Raw genomic sequence first — 25,936 nt, forward strand, 5'->3', positions numbered from 1 at the left:
TAACATCGGCTGCAACGAGGAAACCTCACCGCAGGAGCTTTAGCTCCCCGGAAATTCAGTGTGTGATATAATCCCCCGCTGAATCCCCTGATGAACCCCGCCGCCTTATGGAGGCAAACGCCTTCCTTAGAAGGCGGGACATCGGCGAATAGGTTATATATGACTATTGGAATAAAATCATTTTTTTTCCCCTCTCAGCTCAGCTATTTTGTCACGCAGGAATGCGGCGTGCTCAAATTCAAGCATTTTCGCCGCTTCCTTCATCTGCTTGGTAAGCTTGTCTATAAGCGCTTCCGCTTCACGCTTGGAAAGCTTGGTTTTCTGCCTTGCCTCATACTCGACCTCTTCCTTTGTAGATATCTCGATAACGTCCCGTATATCCTTGACAATAGTTTTCGGAACGATTCCGTGCTCCTCGTTGAATTTCATCTGCAACGCGCGGCGGCGTTCCGTTTCAGTAATCGCAAGCTCCATTGAACGCGTTACCGTATCGGCGTACATTATCACCCTGCCCTCGGCGTTTCTGGCGGCTCTTCCTATCGTCTGTATCAGCGAGCTTTCCGACCTGAGGAAGCCCTCCTTATCAGCGTCGAGGATCGCCACTAAAGATACCTCAGGCAGGTCAAGACCCTCTCTCAGCAGATTTATTCCCACAAGCACGTCGAACTCTCCCAGACGCAGGTCGCGGATAATTTCCATACGCTCGATAGTATCGATATCGTGGTGCATATATCTGACGGAAATGCCGAAGTTTTTCATGTATGAGGTCAGGTCCTCCGCCATCTTCTTCGTAAGAGTCGTTACCAGCACACGTTCCTTGCGCTCTATTCTCAGATTTATCTCAGAAATAAGATCCTCGATCTGACCCTCGGTGGGACGCACCTGTATTTCAGGGTCAAGCAGCCCGGTAGGACGTATAAGCTGCTCAACTATCTGCTGTGATCTTTCCTTTTCAATCGGTCCGGGGGTTGCGGAAACAAAAACCGCCTGATTTATATGTCCATAAAACTCATCAAAGGTCAGAGGACGGTTATCCAGCGCCGACGGAAGCCTGAAGCCGTAATCTATCAGCGTCTGCTTTCTTGCTCTGTCGCCGGCGTACATTCCCCTTACCTGAGGCAGGGAAACATGACTTTCGTCTACCATAAGCAGAAAATCGTCGGGAAGATGGTCGAGCAGCGTATACGGCACCGCTCCCTTGGGACGCCTTGCCAGAACCCTTGAATAATTTTCGATTCCGGAGCAGAAGCCCACCTCCTCCAACATCTCGATGTCATAATTTGTGCGCTGCGCGATTCTCTGGGCTTCAATAAGCATATCGTGTTCCTTGAAATACCTGATACGCTCGTCCAGCTCCTCCTTTATTTCCTCAATTGCGTCGCGGAGCTTGTCATGTCCTACTATATAATGCGTCGCGGGAAAAATTGCCGCGTGATTAAGAAAAGCGATAATTTCTCCGGTTATTACGTTGATTTCGCAGATACGGTCTATCTCGTCTCCGAAAAACTCAACTCTTATCGCGGTATCGGTGTTAGCGGCGGGGAAAATTTCAACTACATCGCCCCTTACGCGGAATTTGTTTCTGACAAAATTAATGTCGTTTCTCTCATACTGAATACCCACCAGCTCAGCAATCAGCTTTTCTCTGGATTTCTGCATACCCTTTCTTACAGAAACCACCATAGATTTATACTCTGCCGGGTCGCCCAGCGAATAGATACACGAAACCGAAGCGACGATAATAACGTCCCGTCTTTCCGCCAGCGCGGTAGTTGCAGAGTGGCGAAGCTTGTCTATCTCGTCGTTTACGGAAGAGTCCTTTTCAATATATACGTCCTTGCTGGGAACATACGCCTCAGGCTGATAGTAATCGTAGTAGGACACAAAATACTCAACCGCGTTGTTAGGGAAAAATTCCTTGAACTCGGAGCAGAGCTGAGCCGCGAGTATCTTATTGTGCGCCAGAACCAGAGTCGGTCTGTTTACGCGTTCAATTACATTTGCCATAGTAAAGGTTTTTCCGGAGCCGGTAACGCCCAGCAGGGTCTGCTCCTTCATTCCCTTATTTATTCCGTCCACAAGCTTATCTACAGCTTCGGGCTGATCTCCCGCAAGCTTATAATCAGATATCAACTGAAATTTATCCATAAATTACGTCCTCGCAATCCGAACAATAGTTTTGTTTATTTTATTATACAACAAAAAATAATCTATGTAAAGAGGTTTGCGACATCTTTTTTATAAATTTAATAAATTGCGGGGAAAATAGTTTTTTAGCTTGAAAAGCCGCGGTTTATAGAGTATAATTATAATCAATCGTAAAAAATATGAAAGAATATAACGAGGGGCTGTAAATATGCGAAAACATTGCGAAATGATAAAAAATCAGGTTTCTGCAAATTTTATAAATCTTGAAACCGCCATAAAAACCTATGACAGAAACGCGCTTGTATGCGGATCTCCCGCATGGAGATATGTTTACCATACAATTCATTCAGCGGACAAATGGTTTTTCAATCCATTTGCGTATAACGAACCCGATTTCCACATAAAGGGTATGGATGACCCCGATAATCCATGCGATATTATACTCGGCGACCAACAGCTTCTGGACTATCTGCATAAGGTCAGAGAAAAAACATTTGCATACATTGACGCTCTGACAGACGATATGCTGTATGAAAATCCACAGGGCTGCAAATATACCCGTCTTGAACTTGTATTAATGCAGTTCAGACATATTTCCATACATACAGGAATGATAAACGGTCTTACTATCGAACGCACAGGAAAATTCCCTGTATTTGTGAGCCCTCATACCGTTTACAGACTTGAAAACGGACTGTTTGATAAATAAGAAGTGAGGAATATCCGTAATGAAAGAATTTATAATAAGCCGTAACGACGCTGATCAGCGCGTGGACAAGTTTCTTACAAAATCCGTGCCTAAGCTGCCTAAAAATCTGCTTTACAAATACATTCGGTTAAAACGCGTAAAGGTCAACGGAAAACGCTGCGAAATTTCTACTCGTCTTAATGCGGGGGACGTTATGCAGCTTTACATCAATGACGAATTTTTTGAGGACGCTTCAGACAAAACCGTTTTTTTGTCAGCGCCCGCGTCTATTAATATTCTGTACGAGGACGAAAATATTATCCTCTGCGATAAAAAAAGCGGTCTGGTCGTCCATGAGGACGAAAGCGGTTCAGCAGATACCCTTATAAACCGGGTGACGCATTATCTTTACGACAAGGGCGAATACAATCCCGACAAAGAAAATTCCTTCGCGCCTGCCTTATGCAACAGAATAGACCGCAATACCGGAGGAATCGTCATCTGCGCCAAAAACGCCGAGAGCCTGCGCATACTTAATCAGAAAATCAAGGACAGAGAGCTTCATAAAAAATATCTGTGCGTAACCGTCGGTATACCTCCGAAGCAGGAGGATACTCTTACCGCCTACCATCAGAAAAACGAGCAGACCAAAACGGTTAGGGTCAGCGCTGTTCAGTTTCCCGGAAGCAAGACCATGATAACAAAATACAGAGCGCTCAAATGCGACCGTGAAAAAAAGCTGGCTCTGCTGGAGGTAGACCTGATAACAGGGCGCACTCACCAAATAAGGGCTCATCTTGCCTACGAAGGATATCCCCTGCTGGGAGATGGCAAATACGGAATAAACAAAATCAATAGAGAATATAATGTAAAGACTCAGGCGCTTTATTCGTACAAGCTGGAATTTGACTTTGTTACAGATTCCGGCTGTCTGGAATATCTTAACGGAAAAAAATTTGAAGCGGAAAACGTCTGGTTCACTAAGCTCTTTGAAAAATAACGCCTCACAAGCACAGCTGAAAAGCGATAAATATATGTAAAAGCGCGCCTTTTATCATTATTTATGTTAAAAACAGCTTTTTCTTCATGTTCAAAACATAAAAATCCGCTTTAGAATTTTGTGCAATCATACAAGTTTTCTGAAAACTTCGGCATATTTTTGTCAGTTTACTCAAAAAAACTTGATTATTTGACGTAATTATGCTATAATTATATTGCTGTTTTTCAGATTATAAAAGCAAAAGAATGGAGGACTCGCTATGGTAGGCGATTTGCATTGTCATACGACGCTGTCTGACGGCTCCCTTGGTATCGAAGAGGTTATAGCGCAGGCAAAAAGGATGGAGCTTGATTTTCTTGCCATAACCGATCACGACACTCTTTCCTCGTCAAACCGCGCTCAGATTTTGGGAGACCGCTACGGCGTAAAAATAATACCTGCCGTTGAGCTTTCGGCTTGGGACAAAAAAAGAAATTCAAAGGTTCATATACTGTGCTATGCTCCGCAGAAGCCGGACCGGCTTGAAGGGCTGTGTCTTAAATCCTGCTCTATAAGAACCGAATGCGCAAAGGATATGATCGAAAAGATTATGCAGCGCTATCCTATCCCGTCCGACGCGGTAAGAATGTATACAAAAGGTTCAAAGAGTATTTTTAAGCAGCATATAATGAGGGCGCTTGTAAACTACGGCTACGCTACCGAGCTTTACGGGTCTGTGAACGATCGGCTCTTTAAATATCCTGACGGAGAATGTCTTGTAACGCGTGAGTATCCGGACGTTAATTTCGTACTCGACCTGATCCATTCTTCAAAGGGCGTAGCGGTAATGGCTCACCCGTATATGTTTGATAACATCGAGCTGCTTTATGAGCTGACAGAGGCAGGGAAGCTGGACGGTATTGAGGTTTATCATCATTCGGCTGACGAAGACAGGCAGAAGCAGCTTGCTGATTTCGCAGCCAAGCACGATCTGATATGTACCGGAGGCTCTGATTTCCACGGACTTTATAACGAGGTTGCAACGCATATCGGAAGCATGACTACCGACAAGGAAAATCTTGACAAGCTTTTCAAGCTGATACACATAAACGCTCAGAAGGCTAAGCATACGGCAGTGAAAGCTGAATAGCTCTATAAGGAACGCTTAACGGTGTTCCTTATATTTTAAGTATTTTTTCAAGACGTAGTCATATTAAAGGTATAAAATTATAGAATATCGTAAACAGGAGGATAGTTATGAACAAAATAAGCTATAAAACGCACGGAATATGCTCCAGGCAAATAAACATTGAGGTTGAGGACGGAATTGTCAGAAGCGTTGAATTCATAGGCGGCTGCAACGGAAATACCCAGGGCGTAGCAAGGCTTGCCGCGGGCATGAAGGTTGAGGACGTTATTGAAAAGCTGAAAAATATCGACTGCAACGGCAAAGGCACCTCTTGTCCCGCTCAGCTTGCAGAGGCGCTGAAGCTTGCCCGTCATTAACTGAGCGATCTGCCGGCTGAATATATGAGCTAATAAATAACGCTTTGAAGCGGACTTATATAACGTCCGCCTCAAAGCGTTTTATTTGTTTATAGCAGCAATCTATACTTCCCGTTTTACAAAGCCGTCCCATGCCGTGAGAATAAACACCGCCATATGTGCAACCAGAACAGCTATGGCAAATGTAAGGGTCTGCTGAGCGAAAATCGGAGTTCCTTCCGCGATCGACTTCAGGTCTGTGTTTGAGAACACCAGATATCTTGCCCAGTCCTGATTAAACGCTTTAAGCAAGCTTACTATCGTATTTCCGGCAAGCATAAGGAAAACGGTTATTCCGATAGAAAAAGCCGCGCTTCTGAACAGCGATGACACAGCAAACGCAAGAGTAGCCATTATTATGATAGAAACGCTGTTAAGCAGATACATCTGCGCCGCGCGGACAAAGCTTGAAATGCTGCACACCGTTCCGTTGTCCACATACAGATACGGAGCGCCGATACCTTCAAATCCGATAAACACGCCGATGGCGGGTATCATTACAAGATAAAGCAAAGCAAGCATTATATATCCCAGCGAAATCACCGTAAAGTATTTCGCCATAAGTATCTTCCAGCGCTTTACGGGATTGATCAGGAGGAATTTTATCGTTCCCTGCGAAAATTCGCTTGCTACCGAGCTGCCCGCCACTACTATAATCAGCAGACCTATTATTGGGATCATCGAAGCGGAGGTATAAAACACCGTCCAGAAATTAACCTGATCCGCCTCGTAGGTTTCAAAAAGCGAAAGATTGTCGGCAGTATTCAGCTCTATACCGTTCTCCAGTCTGTATAACGCCAGCTTTTCGCTTTCCTCCAGCTCCTGATACTGCTCGGCTTCGTCGGCGCTGAGCATTTCGGTGTTCTCAGATGACATTGCCGTCTTTGCCTGCGCAGCCTGCTCTATCGCCTCGTCCTTCCAGCTGTCCCCGAAAGGAACGTCGTTATCCAGCCTGTACTGATACGCCCATTTTTCCCCTTCAGAAACGGCGTTGTCCTTTAATGCGCCGCATACCGTTTTCCAGTCGTTCTTTGCAAAAAGCGAATCAAGATATCCCTCAAGCTCCGAGCCTCCGAATATGCCGGCAAGATTCTCCGCTACTTCATAACGGCTGTCGCTCGTATCAATATCCGCCTCTTTCAGATATTTGTACAGAACTATCTGATTTTCATAGCCGTCAGGCTGGGTCATCTCAAGCCAGTCTATCTGATCCTGATAATAGTTCTGATCACTTTCGGTATAGTAGTAGTAATGGTCGCTGCTCATCTGATGCTTTCCGAACGCTCCTAATCCGGCTAACGCCAGTCCGGCAAGCACTACCAGCACAAGCATGATTTTTGTTGAAAGCTTTTTAAGCGTTTTGATATATTCATTTTTTACAAGTCGGAAAAACTTAGCCAATCTGACCACCTCCCTGCGTATCTTCCGTAAGCTGGATAAATACGTCCTCCAGCTTTTTGTTTTCTGCCTCCGAAACTGTATAAAGCTTGATTCCGGCGCCGACGATAGCCTTGTTTATCATACATATCTGCTCCTGCGCGTTTTCTGCCGGCAGATCTACCGCTATCCTGCCGTCGGCTACGCGCTTTCTGCTTTCTTCTATATCTATTACGGCAAGCGCTTTGGGTATATCGTCAACGCAGATGATATATTCCTTTTTATCTCCGGAAGAAGCGGAAATCAGCTCCTCCATGGTATGGACTCCAAGCATTTTTCCGTTTGCTATAATTCCTACGCGGTCGCACATAAGCTCCATCTCAGACATCAGATGAGACGACACCAGTACGCATATCCGCTCTTTATGGGCAAGCTCCTTAAGTATATCTCTTAACTCCTTGATTCCGGCGGGATCAAGTCCGTTGGTTGGCTCGTCAAGAATCAGAACCTTAGGATGGTGCAGGATCGCCTGCGCTACTCCAAGACGCTGACGCATTCCGAGAGAATATTTTGAAACCTTGTCGTTTATACGGTTTGAAAGCTTAACAAGACTTACAACCTCGTCAATGCGCTCCTGCGTTACGCCGTTTCTCATACGCGCGTACTGGCGCAGGTTCTCCATGCCGGTCATGTATTTATACATTTCTGGATTTTCAACTATACCGCCTATATTAGCCATGGCAGCTTCAAAATTCTTTCTAATGTCGGCGCCGTCAACATATATTTCTCCGTCGTCCAGCGAAAGCAGCCCTACGATAATCTTTATGGTCGTCGTTTTTCCCGCTCCGTTAGGACCGAGGAATCCGAACACCTCGCCGGCATAGGCTTCAAATGAGATATCGTGAAGTATTTGGCGCTTGCCGATAGTTTTATTTACGCCTGATATTTTAAGCAGCACGTTATTTTCAGCCATTTGACTCGCCCTCCTCCGAACCGCTGTCAGCGCCTTCGATTATTTCTGTATCACCGCTCCAAGAATAGTAGTCAACAGCGGTTATTTTCCATTCGCCGTCAGATTTTTTCAGACATACGCTTACCTCTGAGTAATTCTGCGAAGATCTGTATTTTATGCTGTCGTCAGGATTGCACATATAACCCTCGTCAGTATTCTCATAGTTATTGTTATCAAGCTGACTGAATCCATCCGGCGCCAGTGCATAAGGAGAACCGTAAAACTCAATGTAAGCGTCAAGTTCAAGCGTTACAACGGCGCCGTCCGGACCGTTTTTATTGATATTGAAATTACTGGGGGAACATTCAAACTCGGTTATATATCCCGTCGAGAAGTCCTCTTTCTCTGAAGCTTCAATGCTGTCAAGCAAACTGTCTTTGGTGCAATAATAAAAATCCTCCATCGATTTATCATATGCCCATTCTTCATTGATCAGATTTCTGCAGCTGTCTGTCATGGAATCCTTTCCGCTTTTGTTTGCCTGAGCCATGCTGTCAAAATAGCTTTCCACCGCGTTCTGTATCTCATCTCTGCTCTGATTGAAGCGGCTGGTATCATAAACGACATAGGATACCGTTCCGACAATAAGCACAGCTCCGAGAATCAGACCGCGGTTCAGTCTTCTTAATTTCATATTCACCTCGTCCTTTCTTTTGATCTGTTTTTCAACAATTGTAAGTATAGCACAATAAAATCCCTTATTCAAGCGTTTTGCGCGATTTTAAGATTCGCTTAAGAAACGCTAAAGATTTTTGTAAGCGTAAAAACAAACGGCAAAAAGCAGCCGGTCCCATACAAAATCAAACCGGCTGCTTAATCCTTTGATTCTATTTACTGCCGACTGCCTGAGCCGTCCTTTTTACTATATGGTATCATTGCTTTCGCGTATGCACAGATCAGAATTTCAGCGCCTTGATCCTTTCCATAGCTTCCTTTGTTCTTTCCCTGTCGCCGAAAGCGGTAAGCCTGAACCAACCCTCGCCGTTCTTTCCGAAGCCAGCTCCGGGAGTTCCGACCACGTTCGCCTTTTCAAGCAGAAGATCAAAAAATTCCCATGATCCCATGTTTTCAGGGCATTTCAGCCAGATATACGGGGAATTCTTTCCTCCCGTATACTTGATTCCCAGCTCGTCGAGCGCAGACGCTATGATCTTTGCGTTTTCCTGATAATATCTGATATTCTCTCTGGTCTGCCTCTGACCCTCCCGCGTGAAAACAGCCGCGGCGGCGCACTGAACGGGATAGGAAACGCCGTTGAATTTCGAGCCCTCTCTCCTGCCCCAAAGCTGGGAAACCGAAACCTCGGTTCCGTCGCTTGCAGTAACTGTAAGCTCCTTGGGAATTACCGTATATCCGCATCTCATACCTGTAAATCCGGCAGTTTTGGACAAAGAGCACATTTCAATAGCGCACTGTCTTGAACCCTCAACCGCGAAAATGCTTCTCGGAACAGCTTCGTCGGTTATGAACGCTTCATAAGCCGCGTCGTATATGATAACCGCGTTGTTTCTGACAGCATAATCGATCCAGGTCTTGAGCTGCTGCTCCGTATAAGCGGAGCCTGTGGGGTTGTTAGGGGAGCAAAGATAAATCAGGTCGGCATGAACGCTTTCGTCCGGCATTGCCGCAAAGCCGTTTTCCTCATTGGAATCAGCATATATTACCTTTCTTCCGTTCATAAGGTTTGTATCGACATAAACGGGATATGCAGGGTCTGTAATAAGAACAACGTTGTCGTCGCCGAAAATATCGACAATATTTCCGCAGTCTGACTTGGCTCCGTCGTTTATTCTTATCTCATCGGCGGCAACGTCCACGCCGAAGCTTTTATAATAGCCTGAAACTGCCTCTCTGAGAAAATCATATCCGGCGCCGCTGTCCTCATAGCCCCTAAAGGTTTCCTTAACGCCCATTTCATCGGCGCCCTTTTTCATCGCTTCAACAACACATTCAGCGATCGGCAGCGTAACGTCGCCTATTCCCATTCTGATAATGTCCGCGTCAGGATTTGCCTCCTTATAGGCGTTTACCTTTTTAGCAATATTTATAAACAAATAGTTTTTCTCAAGCTTCAGAAAGTTTTCGTTAATTGATGGCATTTGACAAACTCCTTTTCAAAAAAATAAGGGAACGCTCCATAGGAGCTGAAACTCGCTCGGAACATTCCCGTAATTAACTCTAGATAGTAATGCTTCCGGAGAATACCGTTACGGCGTCGCCGGTAAGATAAACCGCCTCGTCGGTATAACGTATCTTGAGATCTCCGCCTTTAAGCTTGACGGTTATCTCAGTGTCCTTCCGGCAATATCCGTTAAGAACGGCGGCAACGGCCGCGGCGCAGGCGCCTGTTCCGCAGGCCCAGGTCTCGCCCGAGCCTCTTTCCCATACTCTCATTTTCAAGGTATGATCGTCGATTACCTTAATAAACTCAGCGTTTACTCTTTCCGGGAAAAGCTCGCTGTGTTCAAAAGCATACCCTACCTTATCGATATCCAGACCGTCAACGTTGTCCATGAACACTACCGCGTGAGGATTTCCCATTGAAATGCAGGTAATGTTATAGCTTTCACCGTCTATTTCGACCTTACGGTTCACTACCCTTCCGTTCTCGTCAGGCTCAAGGGCGGCGGGAATAAGATTGGGCGCAAGAATCGCCTTACCCATATTTACCGTAGCTCCGTTCACCTCTCCGTAATGACGGGTAAGCGAAACCCTCATTATTCCGCTGAGCGTTTCAATTGATATCTCATCGCTGTCCGCAAGTCCGTTATCTCTCATAAACTTAGCTACGCAGCGGATTCCGTTGCCGCACATTTTACCCTCGGAGCCGTCAAGATTGAACATTCTCATCTTTCCGTCCGCGACCTTTGAGCGGCAGATCAGAATAACTCCGTCGCCGCCGATTCCGAAATGTCTGTCGGAAAGCTTAAGCGCAAGACCCTCGGGGTTATCTATCTTCTGCTCAAAGCAGTTGAAGTAGATATAGTCGTTGCCGCAGCCCTGCATTTTAGTGAATTCAAGCCTCTGCTTCTCTGTTCTCATATTGTTAATATCAACAATTTCAGTATTATGCTCGGTAAATTTGCTTCTTATTGAAGCGGCAATGGCGTTCGCAGTGTCGATAGAAGTAAGGCAGGGAATGTTTCTCTCCACTGTTTTTCTTCTTATCTTAACCGAATCCCTTGTAGGTATTCTTCCCTTTGAAGACGTTGAGATAACGTAAGCGATCTTTCCGCTTTCAATAAGCGTAAGAGTATTTTCCTCAGCCTCATGTATCTTCGCGACTTCCTCAACAGGTATGCCGTGATCTCTCAGCACGGCTGCCGTTCCCTTGGTAGAGTAAATCTTGAAGCCAAGGTCATAGAACATTTTAGCCGTCTGAGGAATTTCTCCCTTATCGGAATTTCTTACCGTTATAAGGACTCCGCCCTTCTTGCCGAGCTTATAGCCCGCCGCCGTAAGACCCTTATACAAAGATTCCTCAAGACTTGAAGCTACCGCAAGCACCTCGCCTGTAGACTTCATTTCAGGTCCCAGATGGTTATCCACGTCTATAAGCTTTTCAAAGGAGAACACCGGAACCTTAACCGCCACATAAGGCGAATTGGGATAAAGGCCCGTTCCGTAGCCCATATCGGCAAGCTTCTCGCCAAGCATTGCTCTTGTGGCAAGATCAACCATAGGAACTCCCGTAACCTTGGAGATATACGGAATAGTTCTGGACGATCTGGGATTGACCTCGATCACATACAGCTCGTCACGATAGATAAGATACTGAATATTTACAAGTCCCTTGGTATTAAGCGAAACCGCCAGACGCTTTGAACAGTCTATAATTCTTTCGGTAAGCTTATCAGAAACGTTCCATGCGGGATACACCGCGATAGAATCGCCCGAGTGGATACCCGCCCTTTCTATATGCTCCATAATTCCGGGGATAAGAATATCTTCGCCGTCGCAGATAGCGTCGACCTCGATCTCAGTGCCCATAAGATATTTATCTATCAGCACCGGATTCTCAATACCCTGATTGAGAATTATCTCCATATATTCTTTTATATCGTCGTCGTTAAAGGCGATTATCATATTCTGACCGCCCAGAACATAAGACGGACGCATAAGCACAGGATAGTGAATCCTGTTGGCGATTTCCAGAGCTTCCTGTGTGGTCATTACCGTAAAACCCTGCGGACGCTTGATCTTATGCTTCTCAAGCAGCTCGTCAAATCGCTCTCTGTCCTCCGCCGCGTCTATTGAATCGGGAGGAGTTCCGAGAATATTTACGCCGTTTTCAGCCATATGCTTGGTAAGCTTGATAGCCGTCTGACCGCCGAACGCAACAACTACTCCGTAAGGCTTTTCAACCTTAATGATATTCATAACGTCCTCATTTGTAAGAGGCTCGAAATAAAGCCGGTCGGCAGTGTCAAAGTCTGTGGAAACCGTTTCAGGGTTATTGTTTACAATCACAACGTCAAAGCCCTTCTCCTTAAGAGCCCATACGCAGTGAACCGAAGCGTAATCAAATTCTATTCCCTGACCGATACGGATAGGTCCGGAGCCGAATACGATGACCGTTTTATTTCCCGTATGCTTTGACTTGATAAACTCTTCAGCCTCGTCCTCGTTGTCATAGGTCGAATAGAAATAGGGCGTCATTGCCGAAAACTCCGCGGCGCAGGTATCGACCATTTTATATACCGCGTTAAGCGGCTTCTGTATCTTCTCGCCGGAAAGCCTTTCTATGACCTTATCGGGATAGCCGAGCTTCTTCGCGTCACGGTAAAGCTCAAAGGAAACGCCGCCCTTTGAAAGCTCCCTTTCCATATCTATCAGCTTGCACAGCTTGTTAAGAAACCACTCGTCGATTTTAGTAATTCCGTGTATCTCGTCAACAGTAACTCCCCGTCTGAGCGCCTCGTATACAACAAACAGCCTTTCATCGTTGCAGTCGTGAAGCTTTGCCCTGATCTCCTCATCTGAAAACGGCTCCATCTTCGGCGAGATAAGACAATCATGACCGATCTCCGCGCCTCTGACAGCCTTCATTATCGCCTGCTCAAACGTAGTGCCGATAGCCATGACCTCGCCGGTAGCCTTCATCTGGGTGCCCAGCTCTCTCTTGGCGTAAACAAATTTATCAAACGGCCACTTGGGCAGCTTAACCACGACATAGTCGAGCGCGGGCTCGAAGCAGGCGTAGGTCTTTCCTGTAACGGCGTTTTTGATTTCATCAAGAGTATAGCCGATCGCTATCTTTGCCGCAACCTTGGCTATAGGATATCCGGTAGCCTTGGACGCCAGCGCCGAGGAGCGGGAAACTCTGGGATTTACCTCGATCACCGCATATTCAAAGCTTTCGGGATTCAAAGCGAACTGGCAGTTGCAGCCGCCCTCTACCTTAAGAGTGTCTATTATTTTCAGCGCCGCCGAACGCAGCATCTGATATTCCTTATCCGCGAGAGTAACGCAGGGAGCTATTACTATAGAATCGCCGGTATGTACTCCGACCGGATCGAAATTCTCCATAGAGCAGACGGTGATTACGTTGCCCTTTGAATCGCGCATTACCTCAAACTCGATTTCCTTCCAGCCTGCAATGCATTTTTCCACAAGAACCTGAGTAATAGGCGACAGATAAAGACCGTTTCTGGTAATTTCCCTGAGCTCGTCCTCATTATTTACTATACCGCCGCCCGTTCCGCCGAGAGTAAAGGCGGGACGGATAATAAGCGGATAGCCGATACCTTCCTGGTTTGCAAAAGCCACGGCGTCCTCAACCGTATTTACTACCAGCGAAGGTATGCACGGCTGACCGATCGACTCCATGGTATCCTTGAACATCTGCCTGTCCTCAGCCTTGTCGATTGTTTCAGGATTTGCGCCAAGCAGCTTGACGCCGTGCTTATCCAGAAAGCCCTCCTTGGCAAGCTGCATTGAAAGGGTAAGACCTGTCTGTCCTCCGAGAGTGGAAAGCAGGCTGTCAGGACGTTCCTTTTTTATTACTCTCTTAACTGTTTCAAGCGTAAGAGGCTCAATATATATTTTATCCGCCATAGCCTTGTCGGTCATGATAGTAGCGGGATTTGAGTTGATAAGAATAACCTCAAGCCCCTCTTCCTTCAAAGCGCGGCAAGCCTGCGTACCGGCATAGTCGAACTCCGCCGCCTGACCTATGACGATAGGACCGGAGCCTATAACCAGCACCCGCTTTATATCTTTATTCAAAGGCATGAATCTTCACTCCTCACTTATTTTCATCAATCAGAGCCATAAATTTATCAAACAGAAATCCGGTATCCAGCGGACCGCCGCAGGCCTCCGGATGGAACTGCACGGAAAACGCGGGCATATTAAGATAAGTAATACCCTCGCAGGTTCCGTCGTTCGCGTTTACAAAAGACACCTTCGCGTTATCTCCCATTGAATCGTTAATGACCGCATAGCCATGATTCTGGCTTGTTATGTAAACTCTTCCGGTTTCAAGCTCGGCGGCGGGCTGATTTGCGCCTCTGTGACCGTATTTGAGCTTTTCAGTCCTGCCGCCCTGCGACAGCGCCAGAAGCTGATGGCCAAGACAAATTCCGAAGGTGGGTATTTTCTTTTCCGCAAGCTTTTTCAGCTCCCCGATTATTCCGACGTTTTCAGCCGGATCTCCGGGGCCGTTTGAAAGCATGATACCGTCGGGATTCAGCTCCTCCACCCTTTCGCAGGTGGTGTAAGCCGGAACAACGGTAACCTCGCAGCCTCTTTTAACAAGCTCCCGTCTTATATTGTCCTTGGCTCCGAAATCAAAAAGGCACACTCTTCTTTTTATTTCTCCCTCAGGAGCAAAAACCTGCTCCCTTTCGCAGGTAGTATTCTTTACGGCGTCTGTAATTCTGTAGCTTTTAAGATCATCGAAGCTGAAGCCGGAACCCTCGGCCACGATCTTGCCGTTCATAACGCCCGACTCTCTTACTATTTTCGTGAGCTGTCTGGTGTCGATCCCATAAAGGCCGACAATATTATTCTGCTTTAAAAAAGTGTCAAGATCACCCTCACAACGGAAGTTGCTAGGCTCTTGACACCAGTCTCTAACAATATAAGCTTTAACGTGCGAACGACCGCTTTCAAAATCAGCGGGAATAACTCCGTAATTTCCGATAAGAGGAAAAGTCTGAACAACGATCTGACCGTAATAACTCGGGTCTGTCAGCGTTTCCAAATAGCCTGTCATCGCGGTTGTAAAAACAATTTCACCGACAGCCTCGCCGGCGGCTCCGAAGCTTTTGCCTTCAAATATCGTGCCGTTCTCCAATATAAGATATGCTTTCTGCACCTATAGCTCCTCCTTTTTGCGCAAATTTTTACGATTACAATTATAGCATACAAAAAGCAATTTGTAAAGTGCTTTTTCAATATTATTTTCTTTCCGTTATAACGCACAAATAAATTCAATATACTTTATTATTTTTGCATATATAAATTTTGCCCGAGCAAGCAAAATAAAAGCCGCGGCAGTATCTGCGGTCTGTCCGTCAAAATGATACTGCCTCGCGGCATTTCTTAAAATTCAGCAGCCGTAACCTAGGCTCTTAAAGCTTTACTACCTGTAATTTTTTCACTCTGTTTGTGATAATTGTGGCGCAGACTATTTTTACCGCGTCAGGTATCAGAAAAGGAGTCACGCACCATCCGAGAACAGTGCCAAGACCTACCGCTCCGGTATTGTTTGTATATACGATCATGAACCAAACGGTTCCGAAAGCATAGCAAACGATCAAACCGATAACCATCGAAAGAATTAATACCCAGAATTTTTTGCCTAAAAGCTTTTCAAACAGCCACATTGTCAGCGCGGTGAAAATAAAACCGATTATGTATCCCCCGCTGGTTCCGGCAATAGCTCCCATTCCACCGGAAAAGCCGGCAAAGACCGGAACTCCTATCGCTCCCAAAATGACATAGCCGGTCACCGCTATAGTCCCCAGCTTTCCGCCGAGAATGCCTACCGCCGCAAAAACGCCGAACGTCTGCAATGTGAATGGCACAGTTGCGGGAATCGAGATCCATGAACATACCGCGATCAGTGCAATAAACAACCCACAGTAAGTAATGCTTCTTATCTTTTTACTTGTCAATTAAAACACGTCCTTTCAGTTGACAAGTATATCATATGCCGCAAACTTTGTCAACTTAAATTTATATAAAAGTTGACAAAGTTTGCGGTACAATTATGCTTCATGCAGCGCCGAAAAACACATCGGGGTACGATCGTATGCTGTCAGGCGGAAAATGCGGTATTTTACACTTGACAATAAGTATAAAATACGGTATAATATCAATTTGATAGTACAGAAATCTTTATGAACAGGAGAGTTTTTATTATGGCAAATACAATTTCAAAAGCAGGATACGCAAAGCTTGAGCAGGATCTTGAACATCTTGTTACCGTACGCAGAAGCGAGGTAGCCGAAAAGCTTAAGGAAGCCCGCTCCTTCGGTGACCTTTCGGAAAACGCCGAATATGATGAGGCAAAGAACGAACAGGGTATTCTTGAAGCGAGAATTGCCGAGCTTGAAAATATTCTTGCTAACGCGGTGGTTGTTGACGACGACGATATTTCCATTACCGAAATCGGCGTAGGCTCGATTATAAAGCTGCGGGATCTTGAACTGGACGAGGTCGAAACTCTCCAGATCGTAGGCTCCACTGAATCCGATCCCGACAACAACAAGATTTCCGACGAATCGCCTATAGGAAAAGCGGCGATCAATAAAAAAGTGGGAGATATTTTTGAGGTTGAGGCTCCCGTCGGAACCATTAAATTTGAGGTTCTTGAAATTTCCAAGTAACTTTGTCCCGAAAGGAAGATTAACAGATGAGCGAAGAGATCAGAAGCAATTCCCCGGAAGAAGAGCTTTCGGCGGAGGACATCAATATTCTTAAAAAAATACGGATAGATAAGCTTGAAGAGCTTAAGTCCCAAGGGAAAAACCCCTTTGAGATAACCAGTTATGACGTTACCGCTCATAACGCCGACGCCAAGTCCGAATATGAAGCATTTGAAGCCGATTGCAGAGCCGATGCGGGAGAGGACGAGGAAAAGCTTAAAGAACTGCTTGAGGCCGGCAGAAAAACCGTAAGCATTGCCGGAAGGATCATGTCGTGGAGAGATATGGGAAAGGCTAACTTTATTGATCTGCGCGACAAAACCGACAGAATCCAGGTATACGTCCGCATGAACGACATAGGAAAGGACGAGTTCGCCGAATTCAAGAAATGGGATATAGGCGATATTGTGGGAGTTGAAGGCTTTGTTTTCAGAACGCGCAGAGGCGAGGTTTCCGTTCACGCCACAAAGATAACAATGCTTTCAAAGTCCCTGCTGCCGCTGCCTGAAAAGTGGCACGGACTTAAGGATCAGGATACCAGATACCGTCAGAGATATACCGACCTTATCTGCAATCCTGAAGTAAAGGATACTTTCATTAAAAGGTCTAAAATAATTTCCTCAATCAGGCGCTATCTTGATTCTCAGGGCTTTATGGAGGTCGAAACTCCCATGCTGGTCGCAAATGCCGGCGGAGCCGCCGCAAGACCATTTGAAACCCATTACAACGCTCTCAATGAGGACGTTAAGCTCAGAATTTCGCTGGAGCTGTATCTGAAAAGGCTTATCGTAGGCGGACTTGAAAGGGTCTACGAAATAGGACGTGTTTTCAGAAACGAGGGCGTTGACGCAAGGCACAACCCTGAATTTACTCTTATGGAGCTTTATCAGGCATATACTGATTACAACGGCATGATGAAGCTTACCGAGGATATGTTCAGGTATCTGGCGCAGGAGGTCTGCGGAACTACCAAGATAACCTACGGCGAACTGGAAATTGATTTCGGAAAGCCCTTTGAAAAAATGACTATGGTTGAAGCGGTCAGAAAATATTCCGGAGCGGATTTCTCTGAAGTAAAGACCGACGAAGAAGCCAGAAGGCTTGCAGACGAGTACCATGTTGAGTACGAGCCGAGGCACAATAAAGGCGACATACTTAACCTGTTTTTTGAACAGTTTGCAGAGGAGCATTTGCTTCAGCCGACGTTTATTACAGATCACCCTGTAGAGATCTCGCCGCTTACCAAGAGAAAGCCGGAAAATCCCGACTATGTTGAAAGATTTGAGCTTTTCATCAATACATGGGAAATGTGCAACGCTTATTCCGAGCTTAACGACCCAATCGACCAGAGAGAACGTTTTATAGCGCAGGAGGAGATGTTCAAGCAGGGAGACGAGGAAGCCAACAGAATCGACGAGGACTTCCTGAGGGCTCTGGAAATCGGAATGCCTCCTACAGGCGGAATCGGCTACGGCATTGACAGACTTGTAATGCTGCTGACAAATTCGCCCGCCATAAGAGATGTTCTTTTGTTCCCGACAATGAAAACTCTCGACAAGTAAATTGCAGAATTGAGCGCTTAAATAAAACAACAAAGTTTAAAAAACAAAATCAATCCGGTATCATATATTCACGGATATCGGATTGATTTTTTTTATTATGTTTGATATAATGTGATTGAAAGACAAATTGGAATTTGTAAACCGCAATTTTATAAGTGGTTATTGAAGCTCACAGAGTTTTAATAAAATCCTCCAAAAGCCTTGAAAACAAAGGATTTATCTCAATGTGTTCGCCTTATTGCTTTATTCGTTTTCACGCAGATTTATCCCGTTCACTATATCTGATAAGGGCAAAAACGAGGGAAAAACTCAGGTTCAACGGACATAGAAGGGACTGTTATAAATATGAAAACAATTTCTGTTGCTGCGGTTAGTGCCGGCGGAAAAACAACGGTTGTCAATGAATTAAAGAAGCGATTACGGAATTCACAATCTCTGCATTTCGACGATTATACTTTTGAGGGTAAAGTTGATAACTTCTATCAATGGGTACGCGATGGAGCAAATTATCATGTTTGGAATTTAAGTCCTTTAGAAGATGATATTTTAAAAATTAAATCTTCGGGAAAATGCGATTATTTGATATTGGACTATCCCTTTGCTTATTGCCATAGTACAATTAAACCGTACATTAATAAAGCATTTTTTGTTGACACTCCGCTCGATATATCTTTAGCAAGGCGGATTTTAAGAGATATGTGTGATGCCACAGCGGAGGAGATACGCCATGATTTGGAAATTTATTTAAAATGCGCACGAATAGCCTTTATTCAAATGCAAAAGGATATTTTACCATCATCGGACTATATAATAGACGGTACACTAAGTGTAGAAGAAATTGTGAATGAAATTGTTGCAAAAATAAATTACAGAAAATAGCCCTTGTACAAAACCGAAGTTTGTGCAAGTGGTGTATTTTGCTCTTAAACGCCGAGGACTTATTACCCGCCGAAAAAGAATTTTGTGTGAATTTCCCTTGTTTCGGCTAGTAAGGGCAAAAACAAGGGAAAACACATAAGGTTGGAATACAAAACAGGCGATATGCCTTGAAAATACAGCACTTTCAGCGGGTTTAACAGATAAATTTAAATTTGTAGAGCTAAATAAGAGTTAAAACAAAATGATATAACCTAATAAAAAACGGAGGAATTAAAATGCGTGTAATTGTAATCGGAGCTGCGGGACATATCGGAACTTACCTTATCCCAATGCTTGTTGATAACGGATATGAAACCGTAGCAATCACGAGAAAAATGTCTGAGCCTTATGAGGACGCTCCCGCTTGGCATAAGGTCAAACGGGTTTTGCTTGACAGAAGCGAGCCTGACTTTATAGAACGGCTTAAGGAAATGAAGCCGGACGTCATTGTTGATCTTGTGAATTTCAATATTGAGGATACAAAGAAAATTGTCGAGGGATTCAGCGGCAGCGGACTTTCACATTATCTGTACTGTTCTTCTTGCTGGGCTCACGGCATGGCGGAAACTGTTCCCTTCGATCCCGACGACCTGAGAAAAGAACCGCTTGACGATTACGGCAGAGATAAATTTGCAAGTGAAATGTACCTGAAAGAGCAGTATAGAAAAAATAAGTTTCCTGCAACAATTATAATGCCTGGACAGATCTCAGGACCGGGCTGGACTATAATCAATCCTTGGGGAAATACATCTATGCGTGTATTTCAGGATATAGCGGACGGCAAGGAAATTGCCCTGCCGAATTTCGGGCAGGAAATTCTGCACCACGTTCACGGCTATGACGTAGCACAGGTATTTTATAAGGCGATAACCCACAGAAACCAGTCGCTCGGAGAGTCCTTTGACGCCGAAGCGGAAACTCACATTACGCTGTACGGTTTTGCAAAGCATATGTATGAATTTTTCGGTCATGAGCCGAAAATCAGATTTTTGTCTTGGGACGAGTGGTGTAAATACGAAGGCAATGCGGAGGAATGTGAACATACATATTACCATATCGCCCGAAGCGGCGTGTTCAGTATTGAAAAGACAAGACGGCTTCTTGAGTATCAGCCTAAATACACTTGTATTGAAACAATAGATTTGGCGGTGAAAAGCTGCATTGACAGAGGCTTGATAACAATTAACAAACATTAAGAAAAGCGCTTTATCTGAAAAACGGATAAAGCGCTTGTTTTCTTATATGCGACCAGACCGATAAGCCGAGTTTTGTCGTGTACGGTAATCTATCTAGGCTGACCGTCGCCGGACAGCTCAAGCCACCTATAACCGCAAGCCTGACGAGCAGCCATTGACTTAACGGTTACCATTGGTGTTGCATCGGATAAGGTTTACATGGCAGCAATATCTCTATCGCTCCGGTGAGCTCTTACCTCGCCTTTCCACCCTTACCGGAAACGAAACGCTCCGGCGGTATATCTCTGTTGCACTTGCTCTAAGGTCGCCCTCGGCTGATGTTATCAGCTATCCTGCTCTGCGATGCTCGGACTTTCCTCATGAACTTGGCGTTCACGCTACCGTATAGCCTGCTCGCGATTATTATTATAGCATTTCTGCGGTTTGTTGTCAATTGCAGTTGAGCCTGAACGGAAAAAATCGCATAACTGTTTCGCATTTATATAAATTTTCATTACATTTTATCTATTGTTTATTATTCCCTTACAAAGCGGCTTTATAATATAACTGATTTAAAACCAACCGCTAAGCGAGTTTATATCCATAAATATTTTTCCACGATTCAGGCGCCTAACAGAGGCAAACTAAAAAAATACGGCTCAAACAGGCGCGTGAACTGATAAAATAAATAAAAGCGTGGAATATTATTTATGCATATTGCAGAAAGGCGTTATGAAAATGAAAGTACTGATTACAACAGACTGTTACACACCGACAATAAACGGAGTCGTCACTTCTATACTGAATCTGGAAACAGAGCTTCGCAGGCTTGGTCACGAGGTAAAAATACTCTGCCCGTCTGAAAATTTCCGCTGTCGCGAAAGCGAAAACGTATACCGAATAGGCTCTGTCGGAATAGGCAGAATCTACAACGGAGCAAGAGCGGCTTTGCGGATACGTCAGAACAATCTGCAAAAGCTGATAGATTGGAAACCCGATATAATTCATTCCCAGTCGGAATTCACTTCCTTTATTATGGCCAAACGGATTTCCGCCGAGGCAGGCTGTCCGATAGTTCACACCTATCATACGGTTTACGAAAACTATACCCACTACTTTTCCCCCAGCATTACTCTGGGCAGAAAAGCGGTAATACTGATGACAAAGCGTATTCTTCAGCACACAGAAGCGGTAATTGCTCCCAGCAGAAAAATCGAAAAGCTGCTGACGGACTACGGCGTTGAACAGCCGATCAGAGTTATTCCTACAGGACTGCGGCTGGAAAAGTTCTCTGAAGCCGTTCCGGAAAAGGAAACAGCCGATCTGAAAGCGAGGCTCGGCATACCGTCTGAAAGCAAGGTCATGATAACTGTAGGCAGAACGGCAAAGGAAAAAAATATTGACGAGCTGATAAAATTCTTCAAGCGGCTGAATATGAAAAACTCCGTTTTTGTAATCGTAGGCGGCGGTCCTTACCTGAGCACGCTGAAAGAAATCGCGCAAAGCGAAAAGATAGCTGATAAAGTAATTTTTACCGGCGAAGTCAAGCCGGATAATATTTTAAAGTATTACAGACTGGGAGATATGTTCTTAAGCGCCTCGCAGAGCGAAACTCAGGGACTGACCTATATCGAAGCGCTGGCAAGCGGTCTGCCTGCGGTCTGTAAAAGGGACGGCTGCCTTGAAGGCGTAATTGAAGACAATATAAACGGAGGTCAGTATACGGATTTTGAAAGCTTTGAAAAGCTAGTCCTTACAATTCTGAGCAACGGGGCTCTGAAAAGCCTTATGTCGGCAAACGCAGTTAAAACGGCGCAGAGATATTCGGCGGAAGAATTTGCGCGTAATACTGAAAACGTATATAACGAAATTATTGAAAAGAACGGCGGGTATACCCACGCGGAAATGCTGCCCGAATACAGAAATTGCTGCTGAAATCTAAAGTCATAGCCTTGTTTCCTGACCGGCAAACTAAATAAGGCTGTAAAACGCCGCGATTTACAATACCGTCCGTCCTGCTCCTGACGGACGTTTTCTTTTTCCGCGCCGAATTACGCGAGAAAAGCCTGAAGCGTCAGATAATCAGGTTACTTATTTCACAAACGGTTCAGGCTTTTATATGCTCTGATTTTTTATGCTCATATACGACATAATATTTACCTGTAAAAAACAGCTCAAACATCTTGACCTTTTTAAACTTATGATGTATAATAAATTAATTAGCATTCAGAATTCAAAAGTCATTTATACAGGAGGTTTAAATTTGGCAGATATTTTATTAGACGCAGTGATAGATACGCTTAAAACGCTGCCTTTTTTGCTCGGCGTTTATATTTTGATCGAATACATTGAGCATAAGTCGTCCGATAAGCTTGTAAACGGACTCAGAAGGCTCGGACCGTTCGGAGCGATCGGAGGCGGACTTTTAGGCGCCGTTCCTCAGTGCGGCTTTTCAGTTGCCGCCGCGAACCTGTTTTCCGGCAGGCTTATTTCAACAGGCACTCTTGTCGCCGTTTTTCTTTCCACCAGCGACGAAGCGATCCCTATGATGATGTCCAATCCCTCCAGCGTCAACTCCCTGTGGAAGTTTATCGTGATCAAGACGCTGATAGCAATAGCTGCCGGCATTGCGGTAGACGCCGTAATGAAGCTGTTTAAGATTAACTCACAGGAGGAGCCTTTCAGGGAGATATGCTCTCACTGCGACTGCGAACACCACAGTATTTTGAGGGCTGCTCTCTCTCATACTGTAAATATAACGATATTCATTCTTATCGTTAATATAATTCTTGGTTTCGCGATCGAATTTGCCGGAGAGGAAAATCTCAAATCAATCATGATGACAAATTCCGTTTTACAGCCTCTTGTAACCGCTCTTTTCGGATTTATCCCCAACTGCGCCGCGTCCGTGGTAATAACTCAGCTTTACATAGAGGGTATAGTTTCCTTCGGGTCGGCTATTGCCGGACTCTGCACAGGCGCCGGCGTAGGACTGCTGGTGCTTTTCAAAACAAACAAGCGCATGAAGCAGAATTTTGCCATTATGGGTATTCTTTACGTTACCGCCGTAGTATCCGGAATGGTAATAAATCTTGCGATGCGGACTTAACAAATCACAGCATACTCGCTGCGTTCGCTAAATAATGATCATAAAAATATCGGACGGGCATTGCTCGTCCGATATTATTTTACTGTAAATTTCTCTTTAAGCTCCTCAGGCGTCATGCCTTTACGGGCAACAAGCAGTGAATACCTTTTATCTCCATTTTCGTACCAGTCAGATTTTTCCTTGTCGAAATACTGCCAAATAAACCATTCTGAACAGAAATCAGGCTCTTTAGATGTGCTTATAACCCATATAAGACGATCGGAGAAATCCGTGCTTATATATCTGTCGTAGCTGCTTCTATCGCATATCAAAATTACCTCGCAGCCGTATTCGGCAGAAACATATTCGGTAAAATCCGCGATTCTCCGGCAAACCTCAACCGGGTCGTCTTCAAATATCCTCTCCCAAAGGCTCATTGTAAGATCAAGGGCAGGATAAAGCCTTCCGCTCATATTTTCTCCTGCAAGCCCGCAGAAGTGTTCAGCCTGAGCCTTTCCGTCCTTCTTAAAGTCAAAATCATGCACCGCTCCGGTCATAAGCTCTGAATCCGAGGACCTGCGCCAGTTCTCCTTAAAGCTTTTATCCTCGTAGCTTACCCCTTTGGAAGCCTGTATATAAACAAACGACATATTACGGTTTGCAAGTGTGCCCCACTTTATTTCCCCCAGACTGTCGGAAATTACCGCGCCTCTTGACGGATAATCCCGCTTTCTGGGTTCGTTTACAGATATTTTTCCGGTAAACACCAGAACGAAATAATTCAGCGCTATAACCGCCAGACACGCAACCGCAAGCTTAAACAAAAAGCGTCTGCGTTTCCTGCGCCGCTGTCTTTGCAGCCCGTCGTCGGAAAATTCCTCGTCAATAAGCCCGACCGCTTCGCTGTCGAGCTGAAAGGGGGCAGATTTTTTATCCGATCTATTTTTTCTTCGGTGAAACAGCATTCTCCTTTTCTTCCTTTGTATATTCAGCAGAATTTGCTATCAGATCCGCAAAGCTGCAGCTTTCAAGCTTATCTCTGACAAGATTTGAGATCTCGCAGAACACTTTCTGATAGCAGCATACCCCTGAAGCTCCCCTGCTGCATATTCCGTCGGGCGCCAGGCACCTTGAGAAATAATATGTACCCTCAATAGCTTCGGTAACCATTCTCAGATTTATCTCCTTCGGAGAAAGATTTATCTGATAGCCTCCCTGAGTTCCCTTATAAGACCTTACGATCCCGGCGGCAACCAGCTTTCGCAGTATTTTAAGCGCAAATCTGAGAGTAACCGCCGCTCTTTCTGAAATTGCCTTCGCTTCTACTCTTCCTCCGTCAATACACAGCGCCGAAACAATCCTTACAGCGTAGTCTGTTTCTAGAGTTATATGCATCTGGTATTCCTCCGATTAGTCAAGATAATCCCTTACCTTATTGCTTCTGTTAGGGTGGCGCAGCTTTCTTAGCGCCTTGGCCTCTATCTGGCGGATACGCTCTCTTGTAACGTTGAACTGCTGTCCTACTTCCTCAAGGGTTCTGGAACGTCCGTCCTCAAGACCGAAGCGCAGTCTTAAAACCTTTTCCTCACGCTCTGTAAGCGTAGAAAGAACCTGATTTATCTGCTCCTTTAAAAGCACCTGCGAAGCTGCCTCGGCAGGAGCCGGAGCGTCCTCGTCGGGAATAAAATCACCAAGATGAGAATCCTCCTCCTCGCCGATAGGAGTTTCAAGCGAAACGGGATCCTGAGCTATCCTCATTATCTCCCTTACCCTTTCAACCGGCATTTCAAGGCGGTCGGCAATTTCCTCCGGCGAGGGATCGTGGCCGTTTTCATGCAGAAGCTGGCTGGAAACCTTTTTTACCTTAGTAATCGTTTCGACCATATGCACCGGTATCCTGATGGTTCTTGCCTGATCGGCTATCGCCCTTGTTATCGCCTGTCTTATCCACCATGTGGCATAGGTTGAAAACTTAAAGCCCTTTGTATAGTCAAACTTTTCCACAGCCTTGATAAGTCCCATATTTCCCTCCTGTATCAGGTCGAGAAAAGACATTCCCCTGCCGACGTATCTTTTGGCTATTGATACGACAAGACGGAGGTTAGCCTCGGCAAGACGCTTTCTTGCATTGGAGGCTTCCTTTTCGTTGTTTCCGCCCATCTTTTCGGCAAGCTGAATCTCCTCCTCAGAGGTAAGAAGAGGAACCCGTCCGATCTCCTTGAGATATATCTTAACAGGGTCGTCAATGGCGATTCCGTCGGTGGAAAGTCCTATATCCACCTCATCGGGAGTGATATCGTCCTCAGGATTCACGAGAATAAGCGTATCGTCAGGAACTATATCGTCAATGATCTCGATATTCAGCGCTGAACAGTTGTCGTAAAAAGCGTCCATCTGCTCAACGTCATAATCAAGCTTTTCAAGCGCATCGGTAATCTCTTTTGTCGTAAGCTTACCTGTAGCCTTTCCCTGCTCCATAAGATTATCCATAATAAACTTTTTATTGTCTGTCATAAAAACTCTCCATTCGTTTATTGATTTAAGTAGTCCGGCGCGGCTGCGCGCGCC

The 25,936-nt window shown here is 45.2% G+C and carries 21 protein-coding genes and 1 other RNA gene; 10 read left to right on the forward strand and 12 right to left on the reverse strand.

What is annotated here, in order from left to right:
- Positions 1–177: 177 nt before the first annotated feature.
- Complete coding sequence (gene uvrB, locus EIH25_RS05110; protein ID WP_124099206.1) at positions 178–2,148, reverse strand: excinuclease ABC subunit UvrB; 1,971 nt, start codon at positions 2,146–2,148, stop codon at positions 178–180.
- Between the two features lie 208 nt (positions 2,149–2,356).
- Here uvrB and EIH25_RS05115 point away from each other — a divergent pair, with 208 nt between their 5' ends.
- The 4 genes from EIH25_RS05115 (at position 2,357) to EIH25_RS05130 (ending at position 5,321) form a co-directional block, all read left to right on the forward strand.
- Positions 2,357–2,857 carry a DinB family protein gene (locus EIH25_RS05115; RefSeq protein ID WP_164489160.1) on the forward strand — a complete coding sequence of 167 codons (501 nt, stop codon included), beginning with the start codon at positions 2,357–2,359 and terminating at the stop codon, positions 2,855–2,857.
- Between the two features lie 19 nt (positions 2,858–2,876).
- Positions 2,877–3,836 carry an RluA family pseudouridine synthase gene (locus EIH25_RS05120; protein ID WP_124099208.1) on the forward strand — a complete coding sequence of 320 codons (960 nt, stop codon included), beginning with the start codon at positions 2,877–2,879 and terminating at the stop codon, positions 3,834–3,836.
- 259 nt (positions 3,837–4,095) lie between these two features.
- The gene (locus EIH25_RS05125; protein ID WP_124099210.1) at positions 4,096–4,965 is read left to right on the forward strand and encodes a PHP domain-containing protein; all 870 of its coding nucleotides are present in this window, start codon (positions 4,096–4,098) and stop codon (positions 4,963–4,965) included.
- A gap of 107 nt (positions 4,966–5,072) precedes the next feature.
- Complete coding sequence (locus EIH25_RS05130) at positions 5,073–5,321, forward strand: TIGR03905 family TSCPD domain-containing protein (RefSeq protein ID WP_124099212.1); 249 nt, start codon at positions 5,073–5,075, stop codon at positions 5,319–5,321.
- 102 nt (positions 5,322–5,423) lie between these two features.
- Here EIH25_RS05130 and EIH25_RS05135 read toward each other — a convergent pair whose 3' ends face one another.
- From EIH25_RS05135 to EIH25_RS05165, 7 genes are all read right to left on the reverse strand, one after another.
- The gene (locus EIH25_RS05135; protein ID WP_124099214.1) at positions 5,424–6,761 is read right to left on the reverse strand and encodes an ABC transporter permease; all 1,338 of its coding nucleotides are present in this window, start codon (positions 6,759–6,761) and stop codon (positions 5,424–5,426) included.
- Positions 6,754–7,710, reverse strand: coding sequence for an ABC transporter ATP-binding protein (locus tag EIH25_RS05140; RefSeq protein WP_124099216.1), 957 nt, complete (start codon positions 7,708–7,710; stop codon positions 6,754–6,756). Before EIH25_RS05140 ends, EIH25_RS05135 begins: the two co-directional genes overlap by 8 nt.
- Entirely contained in the window at positions 7,703–8,383 is a 681-nt protein-coding gene (locus tag EIH25_RS05145) for a hypothetical protein (protein ID WP_124099218.1), read from the reverse strand. The genes EIH25_RS05140 and EIH25_RS05145 overlap by 8 nt, the downstream gene beginning before the upstream one ends.
- A 262-nt stretch (positions 8,384–8,645) precedes the next feature.
- On the reverse strand, positions 8,646–9,848 hold the full coding sequence (locus EIH25_RS05150) for an LL-diaminopimelate aminotransferase (RefSeq protein WP_124099220.1): 1,203 nt from the start codon (positions 9,846–9,848) through the stop codon (positions 8,646–8,648).
- Positions 9,849–9,927: 79 nt separating this feature from the next.
- The gene (gene carB / locus EIH25_RS05155) at positions 9,928–13,983 is read right to left on the reverse strand and encodes a carbamoyl-phosphate synthase large subunit (RefSeq protein WP_124099222.1); all 4,056 of its coding nucleotides are present in this window, start codon (positions 13,981–13,983) and stop codon (positions 9,928–9,930) included.
- A 13-nt stretch (positions 13,984–13,996) separates the two neighbouring features.
- Positions 13,997–15,070: a carbamoyl phosphate synthase small subunit gene (locus tag EIH25_RS05160; RefSeq protein ID WP_124099224.1), complete on the reverse strand. Its 1,074-nt coding sequence runs from the start codon at positions 15,068–15,070 to the stop codon at positions 13,997–13,999.
- Positions 15,071–15,326: 256 nt separating this feature from the next.
- Positions 15,327–15,872: a biotin transporter BioY gene (locus tag EIH25_RS05165; protein WP_124099226.1), complete on the reverse strand. Its 546-nt coding sequence runs from the start codon at positions 15,870–15,872 to the stop codon at positions 15,327–15,329.
- 246 nt (positions 15,873–16,118) lie between these two features.
- Here EIH25_RS05165 and greA point away from each other — a divergent pair, with 246 nt between their 5' ends.
- The 4 genes from greA to EIH25_RS05185 all read left to right on the forward strand — a co-directional run bounded on the left by greA (position 16,119) and on the right by EIH25_RS05185 (position 20,301).
- On the forward strand, positions 16,119–16,586 hold the full coding sequence (gene greA / locus EIH25_RS05170; RefSeq protein ID WP_124099228.1) for a transcription elongation factor GreA: 468 nt from the start codon (positions 16,119–16,121) through the stop codon (positions 16,584–16,586).
- Between the two features lie 26 nt (positions 16,587–16,612).
- Positions 16,613–18,187 carry a lysine--tRNA ligase gene (lysS, locus tag EIH25_RS05175; RefSeq protein WP_124099230.1) on the forward strand — a complete coding sequence of 525 codons (1,575 nt, stop codon included), beginning with the start codon at positions 16,613–16,615 and terminating at the stop codon, positions 18,185–18,187.
- A 345-nt stretch (positions 18,188–18,532) separates the two neighbouring features.
- Positions 18,533–19,066, forward strand: a complete 534-nt coding sequence (locus EIH25_RS05180) for a hypothetical protein (protein ID WP_124099232.1) — start codon at positions 18,533–18,535, stop codon at positions 19,064–19,066.
- 275 nt (positions 19,067–19,341) lie between these two features.
- Positions 19,342–20,301 (forward strand): NAD-dependent epimerase/dehydratase family protein, encoded by a 960-nt coding sequence (locus EIH25_RS05185; protein ID WP_124099234.1) that lies wholly within the window; start codon positions 19,342–19,344, stop codon positions 20,299–20,301.
- A 45-nt stretch (positions 20,302–20,346) separates the two neighbouring features.
- Here the strand turns inward: EIH25_RS05185 and rnpB are convergent.
- Positions 20,347–20,697: RNase P RNA component class A (gene rnpB / locus EIH25_RS05190), an RNA gene on the reverse strand.
- 321 nt (positions 20,698–21,018) lie between these two features.
- Between rnpB and EIH25_RS05195 the strand changes: the two genes are divergently transcribed.
- Positions 21,019–22,215, forward strand: a complete 1,197-nt coding sequence (locus EIH25_RS05195; protein ID WP_164489161.1) for a glycosyltransferase family 4 protein — start codon at positions 21,019–21,021, stop codon at positions 22,213–22,215.
- A gap of 328 nt (positions 22,216–22,543) precedes the next feature.
- Positions 22,544–23,389, forward strand: a complete 846-nt coding sequence (locus EIH25_RS05200; RefSeq protein ID WP_164489162.1) for a putative manganese transporter — start codon at positions 22,544–22,546, stop codon at positions 23,387–23,389.
- Positions 23,390–23,463: 74 nt separating this feature from the next.
- Here EIH25_RS05200 and EIH25_RS05205 read toward each other — a convergent pair whose 3' ends face one another.
- Genes EIH25_RS05205 through rpoD form a run of 3 tightly spaced genes read right to left on the reverse strand, consistent with a single transcriptional unit; the run spans position 23,464 to position 25,882 of the window.
- The gene (locus EIH25_RS05205; RefSeq protein WP_124099240.1) at positions 23,464–24,333 is read right to left on the reverse strand and encodes a GH25 family lysozyme; all 870 of its coding nucleotides are present in this window, start codon (positions 24,331–24,333) and stop codon (positions 23,464–23,466) included.
- On the reverse strand, positions 24,308–24,763 hold the full coding sequence (locus EIH25_RS05210) for an Rrf2 family transcriptional regulator (RefSeq protein ID WP_124099242.1): 456 nt from the start codon (positions 24,761–24,763) through the stop codon (positions 24,308–24,310). The genes EIH25_RS05205 and EIH25_RS05210 overlap by 26 nt, the downstream gene beginning before the upstream one ends.
- Positions 24,764–24,778: 15 nt before the next feature.
- Positions 24,779–25,882 (reverse strand): RNA polymerase sigma factor RpoD, encoded by a 1,104-nt coding sequence (gene rpoD / locus EIH25_RS05215; RefSeq protein ID WP_124099244.1) that lies wholly within the window; start codon positions 25,880–25,882, stop codon positions 24,779–24,781.
- Positions 25,883–25,936: the final 54 nt, after the last annotated feature.

The organism is Ruminococcus sp. Marseille-P6503 (genome assembly GCF_900604945.1).
Classification (GTDB): domain Bacteria; phylum Bacillota; class Clostridia; order Oscillospirales; family Ruminococcaceae; genus FB2012.

Excerpts from the sequence above, each read along its gene's own strand:
- greA (WP_124099228.1), top strand. The coding sequence starts at position 16,119 with ATGGCAAATACAATTTCAAAAGCAGGATACGCAAAGCTTGAGCAGGAT.
- uvrB (WP_124099206.1), bottom strand. The coding sequence starts at position 2,148 with ATGGATAAATTTCAGTTGATATCTGATTATAAGCTTGCGGGAGATCAG.
- EIH25_RS05120 (WP_124099208.1), top strand. The coding sequence starts at position 2,877 with ATGAAAGAATTTATAATAAGCCGTAACGACGCTGATCAGCGCGTGGAC.
- EIH25_RS05115 (WP_164489160.1), top strand. The coding sequence starts at position 2,357 with ATGCGAAAACATTGCGAAATGATAAAAAATCAGGTTTCTGCAAATTTT.
- EIH25_RS05145 (WP_124099218.1), bottom strand. The coding sequence starts at position 8,383 with ATGAAATTAAGAAGACTGAACCGCGGTCTGATTCTCGGAGCTGTGCTT.
- EIH25_RS05150 (WP_124099220.1), bottom strand. The coding sequence starts at position 9,848 with ATGCCATCAATTAACGAAAACTTTCTGAAGCTTGAGAAAAACTATTTG.
- EIH25_RS05180 (WP_124099232.1), top strand. The coding sequence starts at position 18,533 with ATGAAAACAATTTCTGTTGCTGCGGTTAGTGCCGGCGGAAAAACAACG.
- EIH25_RS05125 (WP_124099210.1), top strand. The coding sequence starts at position 4,096 with ATGGTAGGCGATTTGCATTGTCATACGACGCTGTCTGACGGCTCCCTT.
- EIH25_RS05185 (WP_124099234.1), top strand. The coding sequence starts at position 19,342 with ATGCGTGTAATTGTAATCGGAGCTGCGGGACATATCGGAACTTACCTT.
- rpoD (WP_124099244.1), bottom strand. The coding sequence starts at position 25,882 with ATGACAGACAATAAAAAGTTTATTATGGATAATCTTATGGAGCAGGGA.
- EIH25_RS05205 (WP_124099240.1), bottom strand. The coding sequence starts at position 24,333 with ATGCTGTTTCACCGAAGAAAAAATAGATCGGATAAAAAATCTGCCCCC.
- carB (WP_124099222.1), bottom strand. The coding sequence starts at position 13,983 with ATGCCTTTGAATAAAGATATAAAGCGGGTGCTGGTTATAGGCTCCGGT.
- EIH25_RS05210 (WP_124099242.1), bottom strand. The coding sequence starts at position 24,763 with ATGCATATAACTCTAGAAACAGACTACGCTGTAAGGATTGTTTCGGCG.
- EIH25_RS05130 (WP_124099212.1), top strand. The coding sequence starts at position 5,073 with ATGAACAAAATAAGCTATAAAACGCACGGAATATGCTCCAGGCAAATA.
- EIH25_RS05195 (WP_164489161.1), top strand. The coding sequence starts at position 21,019 with ATGAAAGTACTGATTACAACAGACTGTTACACACCGACAATAAACGGA.
- EIH25_RS05140 (WP_124099216.1), bottom strand. The coding sequence starts at position 7,710 with ATGGCTGAAAATAACGTGCTGCTTAAAATATCAGGCGTAAATAAAACT.
- lysS (WP_124099230.1), top strand. The coding sequence starts at position 16,613 with ATGAGCGAAGAGATCAGAAGCAATTCCCCGGAAGAAGAGCTTTCGGCG.